17 protein-coding genes are annotated in these 16,250 nt (G+C 59.8%); 3 read left to right on the plus strand and 14 right to left on the minus strand.

Annotated features, from left to right (window positions below; all coding sequences use genetic code 11):
- Positions 1–99: 99 nt before the first annotated feature.
- The 10 genes from RAK07_RS13020 to RAK07_RS13065 all read right to left on the minus strand — a co-directional run bounded on the left by RAK07_RS13020 (position 100) and on the right by RAK07_RS13065 (position 9,769).
- Complete coding sequence (locus RAK07_RS13020; RefSeq protein ID WP_305733263.1) at positions 100–897, minus strand: putative metalloprotease CJM1_0395 family protein; 798 nt, start codon at positions 895–897, stop codon at positions 100–102.
- Positions 898–976: 79 nt separating this feature from the next.
- Positions 977–1,879, minus strand: coding sequence for a DnaJ C-terminal domain-containing protein (locus RAK07_RS13025; RefSeq protein WP_305733264.1), 903 nt, complete (start codon positions 1,877–1,879; stop codon positions 977–979).
- A gap of 252 nt (positions 1,880–2,131) precedes the next feature.
- Entirely contained in the window at positions 2,132–2,578 is a 447-nt protein-coding gene (locus RAK07_RS13030) for a hypothetical protein (RefSeq protein WP_305733265.1), read from the minus strand.
- A gap of 25 nt (positions 2,579–2,603) precedes the next feature.
- A complete protein-coding gene (locus RAK07_RS13035; RefSeq protein WP_305733266.1) occupies positions 2,604–3,188 on the minus strand; it encodes a DNA-3-methyladenine glycosylase I in 585 nt (194 codons plus the stop codon).
- 69 nt (positions 3,189–3,257) lie between these two features.
- The gene (locus tag RAK07_RS13040) at positions 3,258–4,922 is read right to left on the minus strand and encodes a sensor domain-containing diguanylate cyclase (RefSeq protein ID WP_305733267.1); all 1,665 of its coding nucleotides are present in this window, start codon (positions 4,920–4,922) and stop codon (positions 3,258–3,260) included.
- 19 nt (positions 4,923–4,941) lie between these two features.
- Positions 4,942–5,526 (minus strand): transglutaminase-like domain-containing protein, encoded by a 585-nt coding sequence (locus RAK07_RS13045; protein ID WP_305733268.1) that lies wholly within the window; start codon positions 5,524–5,526, stop codon positions 4,942–4,944.
- Positions 5,527–5,752: 226 nt separating this feature from the next.
- A complete protein-coding gene (locus RAK07_RS13050; RefSeq protein WP_305733269.1) occupies positions 5,753–6,931 on the minus strand; it encodes an ATP-binding protein in 1,179 nt (392 codons plus the stop codon).
- Between the two features lie 133 nt (positions 6,932–7,064).
- Complete coding sequence (locus tag RAK07_RS13055) at positions 7,065–7,841, minus strand: metallophosphoesterase (RefSeq protein WP_305733270.1); 777 nt, start codon at positions 7,839–7,841, stop codon at positions 7,065–7,067.
- Positions 7,842–7,931: 90 nt separating this feature from the next.
- The gene (locus tag RAK07_RS13060; RefSeq protein ID WP_305733271.1) at positions 7,932–8,714 is read right to left on the minus strand and encodes a J domain-containing protein; all 783 of its coding nucleotides are present in this window, start codon (positions 8,712–8,714) and stop codon (positions 7,932–7,934) included.
- Positions 8,715–8,878: 164 nt separating this feature from the next.
- Entirely contained in the window at positions 8,879–9,769 is an 891-nt protein-coding gene (locus RAK07_RS13065) for an MBL fold metallo-hydrolase (RefSeq protein WP_305733272.1), read from the minus strand.
- A 274-nt stretch (positions 9,770–10,043) separates the two neighbouring features.
- Between RAK07_RS13065 and RAK07_RS13070 the strand changes: the two genes are divergently transcribed.
- A complete protein-coding gene (locus tag RAK07_RS13070; protein WP_305733273.1) occupies positions 10,044–10,439 on the plus strand; it encodes a bacteriohemerythrin in 396 nt (131 codons plus the stop codon).
- Between the two features lie 3 nt (positions 10,440–10,442).
- Here RAK07_RS13070 and RAK07_RS13075 read toward each other — a convergent pair whose 3' ends face one another.
- The gene (locus tag RAK07_RS13075; protein WP_305733274.1) at positions 10,443–10,814 is read right to left on the minus strand and encodes a pyridoxamine 5'-phosphate oxidase family protein; all 372 of its coding nucleotides are present in this window, start codon (positions 10,812–10,814) and stop codon (positions 10,443–10,445) included.
- A gap of 223 nt (positions 10,815–11,037) precedes the next feature.
- On the opposite strand from RAK07_RS13075, the gene RAK07_RS13080 reads away from it, so the two are divergent.
- The gene (locus RAK07_RS13080) at positions 11,038–12,312 is read left to right on the plus strand and encodes a putative DNA modification/repair radical SAM protein (protein WP_305733275.1); all 1,275 of its coding nucleotides are present in this window, start codon (positions 11,038–11,040) and stop codon (positions 12,310–12,312) included.
- On the plus strand, positions 12,312–13,061 hold the full coding sequence (locus RAK07_RS13085) for a TIGR03915 family putative DNA repair protein (RefSeq protein WP_305733276.1): 750 nt from the start codon (positions 12,312–12,314) through the stop codon (positions 13,059–13,061). Before RAK07_RS13080 ends, RAK07_RS13085 begins: the two co-directional genes overlap by 1 nt.
- A 45-nt stretch (positions 13,062–13,106) precedes the next feature.
- Here the strand turns inward: RAK07_RS13085 and RAK07_RS13090 are convergent, their stop codons facing one another.
- The 3 genes from RAK07_RS13090 to RAK07_RS13100 all read right to left on the minus strand — a co-directional run bounded on the left by RAK07_RS13090 (position 13,107) and on the right by RAK07_RS13100 (position 16,091).
- Entirely contained in the window at positions 13,107–14,357 is a 1,251-nt protein-coding gene (locus tag RAK07_RS13090; RefSeq protein ID WP_305733277.1) for an ATP-binding protein, read from the minus strand.
- A gap of 368 nt (positions 14,358–14,725) precedes the next feature.
- Positions 14,726–15,283: a BglII/BstYI family type II restriction endonuclease gene (locus RAK07_RS13095; protein ID WP_305733278.1), complete on the minus strand. Its 558-nt coding sequence runs from the start codon at positions 15,281–15,283 to the stop codon at positions 14,726–14,728.
- Positions 15,183–16,091 carry a DNA-methyltransferase gene (locus RAK07_RS13100; RefSeq protein WP_305733279.1) on the minus strand — a complete coding sequence of 303 codons (909 nt, stop codon included), beginning with the start codon at positions 16,089–16,091 and terminating at the stop codon, positions 15,183–15,185. The genes RAK07_RS13095 and RAK07_RS13100 overlap by 101 nt, the downstream gene beginning before the upstream one ends.
- Positions 16,092–16,250 lie beyond the last annotated feature (159 nt).

Below are 16,250 nucleotides of genomic sequence, written 5' to 3' on the forward strand. Positions count from 1 at the left end.
CTTCCGTTCCTTACTCCGTTCTCACGATACCTTGCGAAGCATTACACTCTACCGTCGGCGCTTTCCGTTCGTCAACCGCAAAGCGGTACTTTCGCCGGATCAGGCAATAATGGAAAAAGGCCTGCCCTCCCGGCTGACCCCCCGTTTCATTCGCCCCGCCGAAACCTCGGAAACGGCTGAAAATGACGTCGTTTGGCTCCACTCACGTCCCCGCACGGCAGGATCACCATAGGCCCGCTGAACCCTGCCATCTCCCGTCGGCCGCAATGCCTCGCCGCTGCCGGTTGACGTCGCGTTGCTTCCGGCATCGGCACCGGACAGGCTTTCCGGCTGCCGCTTTTCCTGTTGGGCCTGGGCCATCTGATTGGCGGCCTGGGCGGCTACGGCCCGGTCCTGGCCGGATGGGTCCGCGGGAGCCAGGGCCGCACGAATCACCTGCTGCATCCGGGCAATAGTCTCCTCCGGCGTGCGGCCACCGGAGACATCGATCTGCACCTCGCCACCGGTAATGTAACTGCGTCCGTCCGGCCCCTGGGTGTAACTGTAGGAAGCGCTGCCGGCCAGGTTGCCCCCTGCCGCCTTGTGCGCCGCCTCGTGGGCCTTAACCTTTTCCTCGGTGCGCTTCAGTCGCTCGACCGTCTGCTTGACCTGGGGATCTTCAACGCTTCTGCCGTCGGCAGTGGTCCGCTCACCCGGCTTCGGCTCCCGCTGCCCGGTCTCCAGCGCCTGCCCCGGCTGTTGCGCGGAAAGCGTTACCCGGTCTTCTACCGGCTCCCGACTCCGACCACCAACGGAACGACGCTTTTCCGCTTCCGTACCGTCTGCCGCCGGTATACCGGAAAACTGCCGGACGGGAACCGTCCCGGCTCCCCTGTCTGCAACAGCGGAGAACTCCATTGAAGAATCACCTCTGGGACCAGACTATCCTGTTCCTGCAAGCAGTGTACACGGCATCCGGGTACAACGGCCTACGACATTACAGACCGGCCCTGGCCATTTCCTCCACCAGCTTTTTCTGACTACTGTTCAGCCCTTCCGGTACATGGACGTTGATCTTGACGTACAGGTCCCCTTTGGCGTTGGAACCGGGCGTCTTGATACCGCATCCCTTCAGGCGGAGCTTCGTACCGGGCTGGATACCGGGCGGCACCTTGATCCGCCGGGTTTCCTCCAGGGTCGGCACCTCCAGGCTGACTCCCAGACAGGCCTCACTGAAGCGGATGGTCCGCTCCACGAACAAATCTCCGCCGTCACGGCTAAACACCGGGTCATGGGCAACCCGTACGATCAAGAACAGATCGCCGCTGGGACCGCCGTTTTCCCCGTCGCTCCCCTTGCCGGCGATTCTGACCCGACTGCCGTTATCGACACCGGCGGGAATCCGGACCTTCAACTCCTCCCGCACGCCGTTGCGCCGGAAAGCCACCAGCTTTTCGCCGCCCAGCGCCGCCTCGCGAAAGCCCACGTCCAGCTCCAGGGTCAGATCGGCACCCCGTTGCGGCCCCCTGCGGAATCCGCCGCCACCGCTACTCCGGCGGAAGGCGCCGCCGAACAGCCGGGAGAAAATATCATCTCCGCCGTCCCCCATCCCCATATCCCGGAAGGTGCCGGAGAAATCAAACCCCTTGAAGATATCCTCCTGAGAATACTGACGATGGAAGTCAGACGACCCGAACGTATCGTACTGCTTGCGTTTTTCCGGGTCGGAGAGTACGGCGTAGGCTTCGTTGATCTCCTTGAACTTCTCCTCGGCGGCGCTATCTCCCTGGTTGCGGTCCGGATGGTACTTCACCGCCAGCTTGCGGAACGCCTTCTTGATGTCGTCGGCGGTTGCCGTCTTTTCGACTCCCAGCGACTTGTAGTAATCCGTCTGCGCCATAATCGATAACCTTGTATGATTCCGTGGAATTACCTCTTTGAATCGTAAAGTAGGCAGCTTTCGGCCGGCTGTCAACACCGTTCCCGCCGGAACGATACCCCGTGCCGCACGGATGTTGCACGGCAACGGGCGACCGGCATATCCCGGTCGCCCGCCACAGGTAGCATGACACCGGCAGCGGTCGGTTCGTTCAGAGCTGATCCTGCCCGCAAACCGTGCCCTGGAGTTCCCTCGTCCGGGAGAGCGATCAGCCTAGCGGGCGTACCCCACTGCCTGTGCCTCGGCAAGCGTGAGAACGACTTGGTCTTTCGATACCGCCGTCCGCTCCAGCTTACTCCAGTCAACGGCCTCGGGCAGCGCCATTTCCCGGCTGACAATCCGGCGAACCGCTTCCGGGTCGCGCAGCACCTCAGGGTCCAGTCGTATGGCGGCCACAGCCCCGTTTTCCAGCGACACCCTGTTCTTCTGACCGGCAGGCAGGTAGATCGCGCCGGTGTCGAAATCGACGATATAGGCGACTACTCCCGGAATGATACAGAAGAGCAGCCCCAGGCCGTCAAGGATGGCAACCTTGATATCGATTTCTCCGGCCTTCTGTCCCCGCCGCTCCGGATACATCAGCGTGCCGCAGGCGGCAAGCTGCAGCATGAGCACAACAGTCACGCCGGCAGCAACGGCCTTGATCATTATCTTTTGCATGGGACACCTCCTCGGATACGTGATATTACAGGCGCAGCTCCCGCCAACGGAAGCAGTCCGTGGTGTGATCGTTGACCATCCCCACCGCCTGCATGTGGGCGTAGCAGATGGTGCTGCCCACGAAACGGAATCCCCGTTGCTTGAGATCCTTGCTCAGGGCGTCGGACACCGGCGTGCTGGCCGGCACCTCCGCCAGGCTCTTCCAGCTGTTCTGCACCGGTCTGCCGTCAACAAAACGCCACATATAGGCATTGAACGAGCCGAACTGTTCCTGCACCGCGAGGAAGGCCCGGGCATTGCTCACCGCCGACTCCACCTTCAGCCGGTTGCGCACAATGCCGGGGTTGGCCAGTAACGTCGCAATCTTTGTCTGATCAAACCGGGCCACCACTTCGGGATCGAAGCCGGCAAAAGCCTCACGGTAGGCGTCCCGTTTGCGCAGGATGGTGATCCAGGACAGCCCGGCCTGGGCCCCCTCCAAAGTCAGGAACTCAAAGAGCAGGCGGTCGTCGTGTACCGGCACCCCCCATTCCTCGTCGTGATAACGGCAGTAGAGCGGGTCGCTGCCGCTCCAGCCACAGCGGTTCAATGATGCTTCACGCGTTGTCATGGTCTCACCTTTCACCCGGATACGTCAACCGGCAAGCCCTGTGGTGCAGTTCAGCCCCCCTCCGGCGGCTCAATCGGTCACCCGGTTCCTGCCTCTCTCCTTTGCCCGATACAACGCCTGATCGGCCCGACGCACCGCCTCTTCCTCGCTGCCGTCCTGCCGGCCGGCTTCGGCCACCCCGATACTAATGGTGACCCGCCCCGCCCCGGGGGCAACGGAATCGGCCACGCCGGCACGAAGCTTTTCGGCAAGCACCAGGGCACCCTGCCGGTCAGTGTCCGGCAGCAGCGCCAGGAACTCCTCGCCGCCGAAACGGGCAACAAAATCGCTCTGACGCAACGAGCCGGCCAGCAGAGCCGCCACATGCCTGAGCACCAGATCCCCCACCTCATGACCGAAGGTGTCGTTCACCCGTTTGAAATGATCGATGTCCATCAGCAGCAAACCATAAGACGTCCCGGAACGCTGCATGCGCACAAACTCGTCATGGAGCCGTTCGTTCGCTGCCCGGCGATTGTGAAGGCCGGTCAGGGCGTCGTGCAGGGCGATCCGCTCCAGCTCCCGGTTGGCCGTTACCAGTTCCGCGGTGCGCTCCTGCACCTTCAACTCCAGATACTGATTGCTTTCTTCCAGTTGCCGCTTCCGCTCCAGCAGGGTCGAGGTCATGCCGCGCAACGAATCCGCCAGTTTCTGGATCTCGCGGATACCGCTGGTGAGGGTAAAGGGGGTTGCTTCGTCCCCCTGCTCGATCGTGTGGGCAACTTCGGCCAAGTGCTCCACCGGCCGGCTGAAGGCCACCGCCGCGCGGTAGGCCAGAAACATGAACATCACCGCAATGCCCACTCCAATCACCAGCAGGGTACGCTGCAACGCGGCTACCGGCGCCAGCGCGCTGGCGATCGGTTGCCGCACCAGCACCCGCCATTTCAGCTCGGTGGACGTTCCGGCGGTCACAGTCACGATGCCGGTCATGTAGCGATGACCGCCGTCCCAGTCGATAACCGCCGGCTTTCCGTCGGTGGGGAGCGCTGCGGGTATCTTCACCTGTCCCATGTACCGATAGGGGTACAGGATATCTCCCCGTCGGTCGATGATCAACACCTCGACACCATTGAGACCGGCATCCCCCGGCAGGGCATTTTTGATCACCTCATCCACCCAGGCCCAGTGGGCATGGGTGGCCAGCACCCCCCGCAGTCTGCCGGCAGCGTCACGCACCGGTGCCGCAAAATCCACGAATCGGAGCGGTTCGCTGGGATTCTCGGCCTTCAGCTTCTTGGCCAGCAAAACCGCTTCGTGTACGTCGCCGACGAAAACGTTCTCCCGGCCACGGATGAACCATTCCCGCTGGGCCGCCGACACCCCCTCCAGCAGCCCGTCGGCAGCGGTCAGGATGGTTCCCTCTCCATCAGTCACGCCGATCCAGGCGTAATGCCGGTAGGACTGCCGCGCCAAGTCCAGGGTTGTCCTGATATCAGGACTGTCGAGACGTTCACGCGTCAAAAGCGGCGAACGGCTCAACAGCACCACCTCCCGTTCCCGCTCCCGCAGGTTGGCGGCCAGGGAGCCGGCAATGCTGCGGGTGAGCCGTTGCAGCCGGAAACGGCTGTCCTCCTTCATGTGTAACGACGCAACATGGTTAAGGTACAGGGCCACACCGAATCCCACCAGCAGGGCCAGACCGCCGAAGAGCAGGGACAGCCGCAAACGAAAGCTGTTGAATCGTCCGATCATGACCACCCCTCGCACCAGATCAGCATTCCTCCGCCGGACGCAGGTCCGGCAGATTTTCATAGACCTCTTCAACCGTGGCGCACCGGGTCAACACCTGCACCACAACCGGCAGCGGCTCCGGCCACACCTCCGGCAGGTCGGCCTCATCCGGCTGCATCACCGGAAAGGCCAGCCGCTCGTACGGCGGGCAGAAGCGGGCATCCACCCCCGGCTTGTTGCCCCGCGCATCGATGCGGTACCAGCCGTACTCCTCAAGCCAGACCGCGTTCAGGCCGTGCAGGCAATAGGGCGGGCCGGAATCCCCCACCGACAGCCGCTGGTAGCACAGACCGGCAGGTATGGCGTTGGCCCGCAACAGCGCGGCCAGCAGATGGCTCTTGGCGTAGCAGTAGCCGGTGGCGTGGGCCAGCACGTCGGAGGCGACGCAGGTCACCGGATTCCGGCGGTAATCCCAACTGTGCCTGATCTCGTCCCGCACGAACTCGAAACAGCGCCGGGCGATTTCGGTTGTGTCCGCCTGATCCCCGGCCAGCTCACGCGCCGTGGCCAGCACCGCCGGATGCTGCCAGTTGATGATCTCGGTGGATTGGAGGTAGAGGTTCATGGTTTGAGCCTTGGGGCTGGGTTCATATTGTTGCCCTCGTTCGACTAACTTCGTTATTGACCGGTTCGCGCGCGCACGTGCGTGAACCGGTGATCTTCCCAAATGGAATGTTTATCCTGCAAATCCTGGGGTAACCGAACCAACATTATCCAGCCCTACCACCGTATCAGCTTCATCCAATCGTGGAAGAGCCTGCACCATCCAAAACCCGCCACCAGCCATTCGGTTACGCAAGCCCTGCAATAACATCACCGATATGGGGATATCCAACCACCAGCATGCCGTTACTGCGCTGCTGGCGCTCTGTTGCCCCGCAGATGAGCAACCCCGGCCGGGCAGCCGCATTCAGCTTGCGGTAGTGGTCAATCCCTTTCCAGGCGCTTTGCTGGATAGTCGCACCCAGCTTGATCTCTATCGGCACAATGCCTGCCGGCGACTCAAACAACAGATCCACCTCATGTCCGGCATTGTCGCGCCAATAGTAGAGGCGCGGCTCACGCACCATGTTCAGGCGTTGTTTCATCAACTCCGTCACCACAAAGGTTTCAAACAGGGCTCCCACCAAAGGATGATGCGTGATCTGGCCGGGCTGTTCAATAGCCAGCAGGTGGGCGGCCAGCCCCACATCCCAGAAATAGAGCTTGGGGGATTTGACCAGCCGCTTGTTGAAATTCTCAAAATGAGGCTGCAGCAGGGTGATGATGAAGCTGGCTTCCAGGACAGAGAGCCACGCACGGGCAGTTCCGTGGTTGATGCCGCAATCGGCGGCCAGTGAGTTGATGTTGAGAATCTGTCCCGTACGTCCGGCGCACAGGCGTAAAAAACGGGTAAAGAGCGCCAGGTTCTTGACGGCCATGATCTCGCGGACATCCCGCTCAACGTAGGTGGTCAGGTAGAACGAGAGCGCTTCGACAGGGTCCAGTTGATCATTCAGAATGCGCGGATAAAACCCTTCAAACAGCATCTGCGAAATTTCCGGCTGCGCTGCCTGGGCATAGCGCTCCTGAAATGAAAACGGCAGCAGCTTCAGAATGGCCGTACGTCCGGCAAGTGATTGGGTAACCCGCTCCATCAGCAGAAACTGGTGGCTGCCGGTAATAATATAAGCGCCTTTCCGGGTCGGGTCGGCATCCACCAGCACCTGCAATTCCGAGAGCAGGCCCGGCGCCCGTTGAATCTCGTCAATCACCGCGCCGCCTGCCGCGTAATCCCGCAGAAAGCCTTGCGGGTCGTTCAGCGCATAGTCGCGCAGGGCAAGCTGCTCAAGGGAAACGTAAGGCTTATCGGGAAAGGTCATCCGGCACAGGGTGCTTTTACCTGATTGGCGCGGCCCGACTATCGTCACAATCGGGTATTGACCAGCCAGCCGGAGCAATTCCGGCTGTATGGTTCGATGTATGAGCATGTTCAGTAGGTTATCATGAATTCGTACAAATTTACAGTTGAAATGTAATTTTGTACAAATTCATATATCCAGCTTCCAGAAATGAAGCATCTATAAATCGCCTGCGTGGCAGTATCTGTCAATAGTTGCCCCCCTAGAACCCGCCAGCGGCAGCCTGCAGGCGGGCCAGTTCCTCCTTGCGGCGTAACAGAAGCTGCCGCTCCTTCAGCTCCTCCGGCGTTCGCAGGTTGGTCAGGGCTTCGGTTTCAGTGTCAAACACCCAGATATCGTCGGCATTGGTGGTGTCCAGACAGACCCAGCGTTCCGTCACCACCGGTTCCTTCTGCTCGGTGTGGCCGAACAACTGGCGGTAAACGGGATCGAGACGCACGTTCTCGCGGAACGGGTCCAGCCAGAAGATGCCGCCGTAGGGGGCGCGGCCGCCGCGGGCCACCGGCACGTTGAAGAGGGGGCTCCCATGATCCCCCGCGAGGCAGGCGTAAAAATGTGCGTTGATGCAGTCGGCCAGGTAGCGGGAATTCCCCCGGCAGCACCCTCCTGGAGTCAGTCCCCAGCCCCCTTCGGCAAAGCCGGCATGGGTACAGAACCAGCCGTCGGCCCAGTGGGCCGCCACCAGCCGACGGCGTTGCAGCAGGTCATCGAACAGCCGCCGGAACTGGTCCGCGTGGCTGTGCTGGTAGCCGCTGCTGCGCCAGGGGGCCTTGCTCAGGTAGTGCAGGTCATGGTTCCCCCAGAGCATGACCGCATCGCTTGCCGCCAGCAGCTCCACCACCCGCACCTGGGATTCGAAGCTCTCGCGGAAGGAATCCACGTAGTCCCCCAGGGCCACATGGAGCTGGTCCGGACGGTGGGCCAGAAACCGTTCCACCTTGTCCACATTACCGTGGATATCGCCGACAACGATTGCCATTTCCGGTCTCCTCCGCGCCTACGGTCAACTGGCAGCGGGAGGTCGGTACCTGGTGCCGCATCCCGCCATCCGCCGGAATGATACGACGGGTCAGCGTACCAGTCCCGCCGGGTTGAAGGGGGGGATCGGTCCGCCTCCCCGTTCGATGCTGGCGTTGTGCCGCTGCATCGCCGCCAGCAGCCGGTTGACGTCGGCCGTCAACAGGATGCGTTCCTTCACGAAATATTGCCCCAGGCGGGGTTGGCAATGGTGCTGATGTCTGACCAGGAAGGCGGCCTGTTTTTCGGTCAGCAGCCCCAGGGCCACGGCCCGCTCGCCGAACATGCCGGGAATTTCCGTGGCTGCGCGGACCGCCTGGATATCCTTGTCGGTCATCCAGCCCCAGGCCTTGGCGATCTCGCCGTAGGCGGGGCGCTGGTCCCGCTGCCAGCGCATGCCGCGGACCAGGTCCTGCCAGGAGACCTCGCCGGCACAATAGACGAACTGGCCGAACTTCAGCTTGTAGGTGGGGAACACGCCGGTGTAGTACCGTTCGTGCTCTTTTCTGGGCAGTTTTTCCGTGACGGGACGCGGCCGGACGATGGTGGGACGGGCGGGGCGGGACGGGGATGCCGTTGCAGCCTGCTGCCGGTGCCCGGCTGCAGTTAGGCGCGCGGCTTTTTCCTGAGCCGTGCGCAGGTGTTCGATCAGAATGTCCCGGGCCGACACAAGCGAGCTGACCGCCTCGCCGCAACACGGCGAGGTGGCGCACGCGGAATCGGGATGAAGCGTGCGCACCCGCCGCCGGAAGGCCGATTTCACTTCGGCGGGGGTGACCCGCCGTAGATCGGTAGCTTCACCGAACAGTATCCGTACCGCATCAGCTGGCTGCATGATCGTTTGTCGTCCTCATCGCCATGACTCCCCAGGCCAGCCGGCCTGCAAACGGTGCTGTGTTCCGGAGCTCCGGAGCAGTGTTCCTGACAATAGCCGACATCACCACCCGATTCAATCGGGAACTGCCGTGAGCTGGCCGGAACGGTTCGACTGCTCCTGGCCTATTTCTTCAAATAGCGGTTTTTGAGGTTGTACCCCACCATCCATTCCGCCAGACTTCGCTTGGGAAGCTTCCCCAGCAGCTCGGCGGCAATAGCGTCGCCCGTTTCGCCCCTGGCCGCCAGCTCACGGGCCGTGGCGTCGAACAGCGTCAGATACTGCTTCATCTCCCGCAGATCTTTGTTGGAGGAGAGGGGGCCGTGTCCCGGAACGATCTGCTCCGGTCCCAGCGCCAGCAGGCTGTCCAGGGCCGTTGCCCAGCCACCGAAGTCACCGTCCGCCAGGTAGGGATGAAAGTCGGTAAAGAGAATATCCCCGGCAAAGGCCAGCTTCTGGCGCGGTAGCCAGACCACCACGCTGCCGGCGGTATGGGAGGGGGCAAAACGGATCAGCTCCACGGTTTCATTCCCCAGGTCAAGGGTGAGGCGGTCGCTGAAGGAAAGGGATGGCAGCGCGATTTCGGTGCCGGCCATATCCTCAGGTGTCAGCCCGTAGGCCGCAATGTTCTTCAGGATGCCGGGTCCCATTGCTTCCAGCAGGGCACGGTCAGCGGTGTGGGAGATCACCGTTGCCCCCAGCCTGGCGAACACACAGTTGCCGAAAGCGTGATCCAGGTGGGTATGGGTGTTGACCACGTAGCGGATCGGCTTGTCGGTCACCGTGCGGATGTCGGCCAGAAAGCGCCGGGCCTCCTTGTCGGAAATCAGCGTATCCACCACCAGTACCCCGTCCCGGCCGATGACGATACCGGCGTTGGCGGCAAAGCTGTTGGTTGGGGAGGCGTCCCGCACCCCCACGTAAGCGTAGACGTTATCGGACAGCTTGGTCAGGCCGGCACCGGCCACCTGGGCGGTTAAAAGAAGCATGGCTGCCAACAGGGGCATGACTTTCATCAGCATCTGACTCCTCCTAGTTGTGTATGGTGATAATGCGCTACTCCTGGATTCTGCCGCCTCTCGCCAGCAGCCTCCGCATCGTGGCGCAGGCCCCCGCTGTGGGCGGCATTTGCCGCTTCGGTAGTGGTGCCACAGGTGACGGCAATGTCAAGACCAAAACTGCTCCCGCCGTTACCCGCCAACCTCCCTTCCCTCGATGTCAACTGACCGATTGACAACGGCCGCCAACTATGGATACTCGTCCGCATTACACCCAGGCAGGGGGGACAGCATGGCGCTCGTGGAGTGGCAAACGGAGTATAGCGTGGGCAGCGAACGGCTCGACCAGCAGCACCAGCGGATCGTCGGCATGATCAACCAGTTGGGCGAAGCCATGGACACCGGCGCGGAGAAGACCGCCCTGATGAAAATCCTCTCCGATCTGGCCGGTTACACCAAGACTCACTTTGCCGAAGAGGAACGGATGCTGGAACAGTGCGCCTATCCCGCTCTTGGCGAGCACCGCGCCCGGCATGCCGACCTCACCCGGCAACTTGCCGACTTCTACCGCAACTTCTACGTCAAGACCAAGCCCCAGACCAAGGAGGTCATGGACTTTCTGCAGCACTGGCTCTACGACCATATCCTGGAGCAGGACAAGGCCTACGCTTCACACCTCAACGGCTGACGGCTACCAGGTCTGCGTGACGCTCACGGGAGTAACCGCCATGGTGGCGCGCAGCCAGTCGAATTTTGCTTTCAGCAGGTCGAACTCGGGGCCGGAGGTGATGAACGCCGCGGTCCCCTTGATCAGAAAACCGGCCCCCGGACCGTGGAGCCCCCGCACCTTGCTGCTGCCCAGGGTGATCAGCACCTCGGGATTGAAGGCGACATTGGCCTCGGTTCGGTGCATGTAACCGGCCGGTATCAGGATGCGGCCGTCATCCGTAATACGGATATAGCTGTTCCAGGTATTCACCAGGTGTGGCCCCTCCTGGCCGAGGGTCGCAATGGCAACGATGCCGTCCTGTTTCAGAATTTCCAGCAATGGTTCCGGGATCATGGGTACTACCTCCTGTGGCGGGGCTGGTTGTTGTGCAGCCTGAAGTTTATTCAGGGAGCAGCGTACAGGAAAACGGCCCCCGACAACAGGGGCAGTTTTGACACCATCACGGGCGGCAGGGCATAAGTAGGGATTCCCGTCGCCAGCCCTTCGAGCCGGCTCTCACCTGACATTTCCTGTCACACCACCGTGCTATCCTCGGCGCACCATGACCAGCGACCTGATGGACAAACTGAAAATCCTGGCCGATGGCGCCAAGTACGACGTTTCCTGCTCCTCCAGCGGCAGCTCCCGGCGCAACGGCAACGGTATCGGCAACGCCGCATCCTGCGGCATCTGCCACACCTGGACCAGCGACGGCCGCTGCGTTTCCCTGCTGAAAATCCTGATGACCAACCGCTGTATCTACGACTGCGCCTACTGCGTCAACCGCAGCAGCAACGACACGAAGCGGGTGGCCCTGACCCCGGCGGAGGTGGCGGAGCTGACCATCGGCTTCTACCGCCGCAACTACATCGAGGGGCTGTTTTTAAGCACCGGTGTGGTCCGCTCCCCGGACTACACCATGGAGCTGCTGATTCAGGCAGTGCGCACCCTGCGCAGCGAATACCGCTTCAACGGCTACATCCACCTGAAGCTGGTGCCGGGGGCTGACCCGCTTTTGGTGCAGGAGGCCGGTCTCTGGGCCGACCGGATCAGCGTCAACCTGGAGCTGCCCACCCGGGAAAGCTTGGCCCTGCTGGCCCCGGACAAGAGCCGCGATGCCGTGGTGGGGCCGATGCGTCAGGTCCACAGCCTGATTGCAATCAACCGGGACGAGCGCAGGCACTCCCGCACGGCTCCCCGCTTTGCCCCTGCCGGGCAGAGCACCCAGTTGATCGTGGGGGCCACCCCGGACACCGACCGCCAGATCGTCACCCTCTCCGAACAACTCTACCAGCGGCTGGAGCTGAAGCGGGTCTACTACTCGGCCTTTATTCCGGTCATGCAGGACAGCCGCCTGCCCGCCCTGCCCAGATCACCGCTGCGACGTGAACATCGCCTCTATCAGGCCGACTGGCTGCTGCGCTACTACGGCTTTGCCGCCCATGAACTGCTGGACGAGGCCACGCCTAACCTGGACAGCGAGCTTGACCCCAAGACCGGCTGGGCCCTGCGCCACCGGGAGCTGTTTCCGGTGGAGATCAACCGGGCCAGCTACGAGGAACTGCTGCGGGTGCCGGGGATCGGCGTCCGCTCCGCCCAGCGGATCATCCGGGCGCGGCGGCAAGGGCATCTGGGAGTGGAGGAATTGCAGCGGCTGGGGGTGGTGATGAAGCGGGCACGGTATTTCGTCACCGCCAGGGGGCGTTACGCCGGGGATATCCGGCTGGAGAGCGGGCTGTTGCGCGGCAGGCTGATTGAGCCGTCACAGAAGAAGGTGGTCCGGCAGATGAGCCTGCCCTTTGAGACGCCGGTGGTTGACGAGACCGCCAGCACGGTAACCGGAGAGCTGTGATGGGCGCTTCCTACTGCTACGACGGCACCCTGGGCGGCCTGCTCACCCTGCTGGCCACCCTTCCCGCTGGCGGACCGTTGCCGGAAAACATCAGCACCGCGCCGCCGGTGCAGCAGGGACTTTTCAGCGACACCATCACCGTGGAGACCGATCCGGAGCTGGCGGAGCAGTACTGGCAACGCTTGCACCGCCGCCTGGGCCCGGCAGGGCTGGCACCGGTGCGCTCCGCCTTTCTGGCCAATCACCCGCAAAAGGATATGCTGATCTGGCGCTACCTGCGGCTGGGGATGCAGGAAGGTCGCAGAGTAAGCGGCATGCTGGCCCATCCCCAGGTTTCACCGCTGCTTAAACTGGCCCAGCAGGTCAACCGCGAGGCGCACCGTTACCTGGGTTTTGTCCGCTTTCAGGAGGTGACCGGCGGTTTCTACTACGCGGCACTGGCCCCGGACCACCGGGTGCTGCTCTTGATCGCCCCCCATTTTGCCGACCGCTTCCGCGACCAGCAGTGGGTGATCCACGATTGCAGACATGGCGAGGGGATCGTCTTTGACCGCCACCGCCGGCAGTGGCTGCTGTTGCCGATGGAGACCAGCGCCCAACCGGAGCTTACCCCGCAGGAAGAGCAGTTCCAGCAGTTGTGGCAGAGCTATTTTGAAACGTTGGCTATTGAAGAGCGGAAGAACCTGAAGCTACAGCAGAGCAAGGTGCCGCTGAAGACGCGGTCCTGGTTGGTGGAGTTTGGGGGATAATCCGAGCCCGCACTCCGTATTTTCATGGCCAACAGCGCCTTAGTGTCATACTGCAGACTCCCACAAGCTTCTGATCGGCACGGCAAACAGCCTATCACCAAAGGCTGCGGTTGACTCTCCATCATAGAGCACCACACCGGCGGCAAAACGTTCTCCAACCGCCTCCTTCAGCTTGCGCAGCCCCTTGAAATCAGCCGGTGTAACGGTTGCCGAAGCTTTTACCTCTATGCCTGCCAGACGCTGACCATCTCCTTCAAGTACCATATCAACCTCAACACCGTCCTTGTCCCGGAAGTGATAGAACGTTATCGGTTCTTCATGCCAGCTTGCCTGACGGCGCAGCTCCTGAAAGATAAAGCTTTCAAGAAGCTGCCCCAAAAGCGTCCGGTTGTTGACCAGCGTTTCAGCATTCAAGCCCAGTAGCGCACAGGCAACGCCGGTATCTCCCAGGTGCAGCTTGGGGGTTTTGATCAGGCGACTCAAACGGTTGCTGTGCCAGGGGGGCAGTTCTTCCAGCAGAAAGAGACGGGAAAGCAGGGTAACGTACTCGCGGATGGTTGGGCGGCTCAGTTGAAACGGTGCGCTTAGATCAGCCACATTCAGCAGTCTGGCAGTCTGTCCGGCAGCCAGAGCAAGCAGGCGGGGCAGCGCATCCATGGAGCTGATGCGGGCCAGATGTCGGGCATCCCGCTGTATCAGGGTTTCAATATAATCGCGATACCAGGTAGTCCTGCGTCTGGAGGAGGAACGTGTTAAAGCGGCAGGATAGCCACCTACCGCAATCCGTTCTGCCAGCTCTTTGCCCAATCGTTGATGGGGTGCCATCTTGAAACCACCATCAAACAAAGTATCCAGAAAGCCGGACAGATTTCCAGCCAGCTCTGTCTGTGCCAGCGGATGCAGGCGTAAAATCTCCATCCGTCCGGCAAGAGAATCGGCCAGATTCGGCAACAGCAGCACGTTAGCAGAGCCGGTAAGGATGAAGCGTCCCGGTGTGCGGTCACGGTCTACCGCCGCCTTGATGGAGGTAAACAGTCCAGGAACCCGTTGCACCTCATCAAGCACCACCCTGCTGCCAAGATCGCCGGTAAATCCGACCGGGTCTGCTGTTGCAGCGGCGCGCAGCACGTCATCATCAAAGGTGATATAGGAGTATCCGGCAGCGTCACCCACTGCACGTGCCAGTGTACTCTTTCCGCATTGGCGGGGGCCATGCACCAGAACAACCGGGCTATCTGCCAATGCTTCAAGCAGACGGGGCCGGATATGGCGAGGATAGAGAGAGGAGTTTGTCATGCGGATGAATGTAAATTATTTGTCGGCTGATTGAAAGAAATATGTGCGGACAAATGAAAGCAAATGCTATGTCAGGCGCTATGAACCAGGCATCTGCGGTATCATCGGTAAAGAACAAAATAAATCCGTCCTCGCAGCATCGAATTCCGGAGAATTATGATGGTGTCAGGTCTCCACCTGCAATGTCATGGGTGGAGACCTGACACCTATATCTTCCCCTGGTTTGATAAGGGAAGAGAGCTAGTACAGCGTAACAGCTAAAACCACCCCCCCTTAATCCCCCCTTGACAGGGGGGAAGCCTTTAAGCCTCCCCTGTCAAGGGGAGGTTTGGAGGGGTTGGGTGCGAAATAATAGATGGTACGTGGTACTAGTCGGCCTTGCCTTTATTGGTTCTCTTTTTGGGTAATGCATTGCCAGTGCCATCGTGTTCAATTGCAATTACTACGATTGGAAACGTCATAGCTTCTTTAAACTCTTGTTCAATGTAGCGTATGGCGTCGCGGTAACTTGGGGTGCGATCAGGGAGAAATAATTGAAAACGATCAGATGGGACAACTATAGCTCCCACATCAATATGACCTTCTTGCAGACTGTTTCGCAAATGGACTATATCACGGATAAGGAGATCGCTACGGGCAGACACTTGAATTTCAACACCGATTCTTGCCATAAAAGTTGAATTGTAACGTATCCGCTTTACCCAATCCACCCCGCCAGAGGCGGTTTTCACCCAGTCATCTCCGTTGCTAAAGCGGGAATCAAGCTCTTCACGAATGAATGCCGCACCATTGGCATCACGAGTTTCTTCAATTTCGATTGTTGTTTCAAAAATGATTTGCTGAAGCTCCAGAAATAGATCGGCGAGGCCGAGACGGCAAACTTTCTCTCGTGCTCCTCCGTAAAATTTCATCGCAGTAATCTTCATTAAAAAGATCCCTCCAGTTGTATTGTGGTTCATGACGGACAGAAACAGGAAAAGATTCGGTCAGTCTGGTTTTAATATGAGCGCAATCAAAAAGCTCAGTTCCAATCCAGTTGCGATGGTGAATTTCTGCGGCCTGATAAGTGGATCCACCACCGCCAAAAGGATCGAAGACAATGTCACCGGGGTTTGTTGAAATGAGTATCGCTCGTTCAGGTATTACAAGCTTCAACTCATTTACTCCCGGTCTGACTTTAAATTTCTTGTGTCGGTTTGGTGAAGTGTCGTCCCAGAAGTCTGATAGGTTTAATCCTTCTGGATTGAGTTTATTCCTGTGTCCTCCATAGTCCTTAATTTCACCACCGCAGTGTCGGCAAGTGGAAACTGGAAGGCGTACTTTATTAAATGTTTTTGGTTCTCCACGGGTAAAATACAGCATGGCATAATGAGCTGGATAAAGTTTTTTGCCCCTGGGAAAAGTGCTTTTCATCGATACTGCAATCCAATGTCTGAAATTAAGGTACTCGCGCATGTATTCACCAAAGCGCAGAGCAAGTTCGGGAGTTGAATATAAGAAAAAAGAACCACCGGTTTTCAGTATCCTGGCGCATTCAAATATCCATTTTTTGCACCAACTGAAATATTCTTCTCGGTTTATTTTGTCGTTGAATCCGTTTTTGTAGTCCTTGCCAATATTGAAAGGTGGGTCAGCAAATACAGTATCTACGGACTCTGGACGCAAATTTTCCAGAATGTGCAGACAATTAGCCTGAAAAAGCACGCCGTGAGCAGTTGTCAAGTAGGGGGTCATATATGTTCCGTTTAGCGTAGAGTTATTTGAACATATCATATTTCAGGGTGATCGGCAGGTTTTTTCGCCCCTCAAGGGCGCTCAATTCTCCTTTTATTATTCGGTGTATAACTCATAATTCACCGGTTCACGCGCGTGCGCGCGTGAACCGGTGATCCT

The sequence above is a fragment of the Trichlorobacter ammonificans genome (genome assembly GCF_933509905.1).
Lineage (GTDB): Bacteria > Desulfobacterota > Desulfuromonadia > Geobacterales > Pseudopelobacteraceae > Trichlorobacter > Trichlorobacter ammonificans.

Bases quoted from the DNA above. Each gene is read 5' to 3' on its own strand.
- RAK07_RS13030 (WP_305733265.1), bottom strand. From the start codon at position 2,578: ATGCAAAAGATAATGATCAAGGCCGTTGCTGCCGGCGTGACTGTTGTG.
- RAK07_RS13060 (WP_305733271.1), bottom strand. From the start codon at position 8,714: ATGCAGCCAGCTGATGCGGTACGGATACTGTTCGGTGAAGCTACCGAT.
- RAK07_RS13090 (WP_305733277.1), bottom strand. From the start codon at position 14,357: ATGACAAACTCCTCTCTCTATCCTCGCCATATCCGGCCCCGTCTGCTT.
- RAK07_RS13020 (WP_305733263.1), bottom strand. From the start codon at position 897: ATGGAGTTCTCCGCTGTTGCAGACAGGGGAGCCGGGACGGTTCCCGTC.
- RAK07_RS13055 (WP_305733270.1), bottom strand. From the start codon at position 7,841: ATGGCAATCGTTGTCGGCGATATCCACGGTAATGTGGACAAGGTGGAA.
- RAK07_RS13025 (WP_305733264.1), bottom strand. From the start codon at position 1,879: ATGGCGCAGACGGATTACTACAAGTCGCTGGGAGTCGAAAAGACGGCA.
- RAK07_RS13085 (WP_305733276.1), top strand. From the start codon at position 12,312: ATGGGCGCTTCCTACTGCTACGACGGCACCCTGGGCGGCCTGCTCACC.
- RAK07_RS13050 (WP_305733269.1), bottom strand. From the start codon at position 6,931: ATGCTCATACATCGAACCATACAGCCGGAATTGCTCCGGCTGGCTGGT.
- RAK07_RS13095 (WP_305733278.1), bottom strand. From the start codon at position 15,283: ATGAAGATTACTGCGATGAAATTTTACGGAGGAGCACGAGAGAAAGTT.
- RAK07_RS13075 (WP_305733274.1), bottom strand. From the start codon at position 10,814: ATGATCCCGGAACCATTGCTGGAAATTCTGAAACAGGACGGCATCGTT.
- RAK07_RS13040 (WP_305733267.1), bottom strand. From the start codon at position 4,922: ATGATCGGACGATTCAACAGCTTTCGTTTGCGGCTGTCCCTGCTCTTC.
- RAK07_RS13070 (WP_305733273.1), top strand. From the start codon at position 10,044: ATGGCGCTCGTGGAGTGGCAAACGGAGTATAGCGTGGGCAGCGAACGG.
- RAK07_RS13065 (WP_305733272.1), bottom strand. From the start codon at position 9,769: ATGAAAGTCATGCCCCTGTTGGCAGCCATGCTTCTTTTAACCGCCCAG.
- RAK07_RS13080 (WP_305733275.1), top strand. From the start codon at position 11,038: ATGGACAAACTGAAAATCCTGGCCGATGGCGCCAAGTACGACGTTTCC.
- RAK07_RS13045 (WP_305733268.1), bottom strand. From the start codon at position 5,526: ATGAACCTCTACCTCCAATCCACCGAGATCATCAACTGGCAGCATCCG.
- RAK07_RS13035 (WP_305733266.1), bottom strand. From the start codon at position 3,188: ATGACAACGCGTGAAGCATCATTGAACCGCTGTGGCTGGAGCGGCAGC.
- RAK07_RS13100 (WP_305733279.1), bottom strand. From the start codon at position 16,091: ATGACCCCCTACTTGACAACTGCTCACGGCGTGCTTTTTCAGGCTAAT.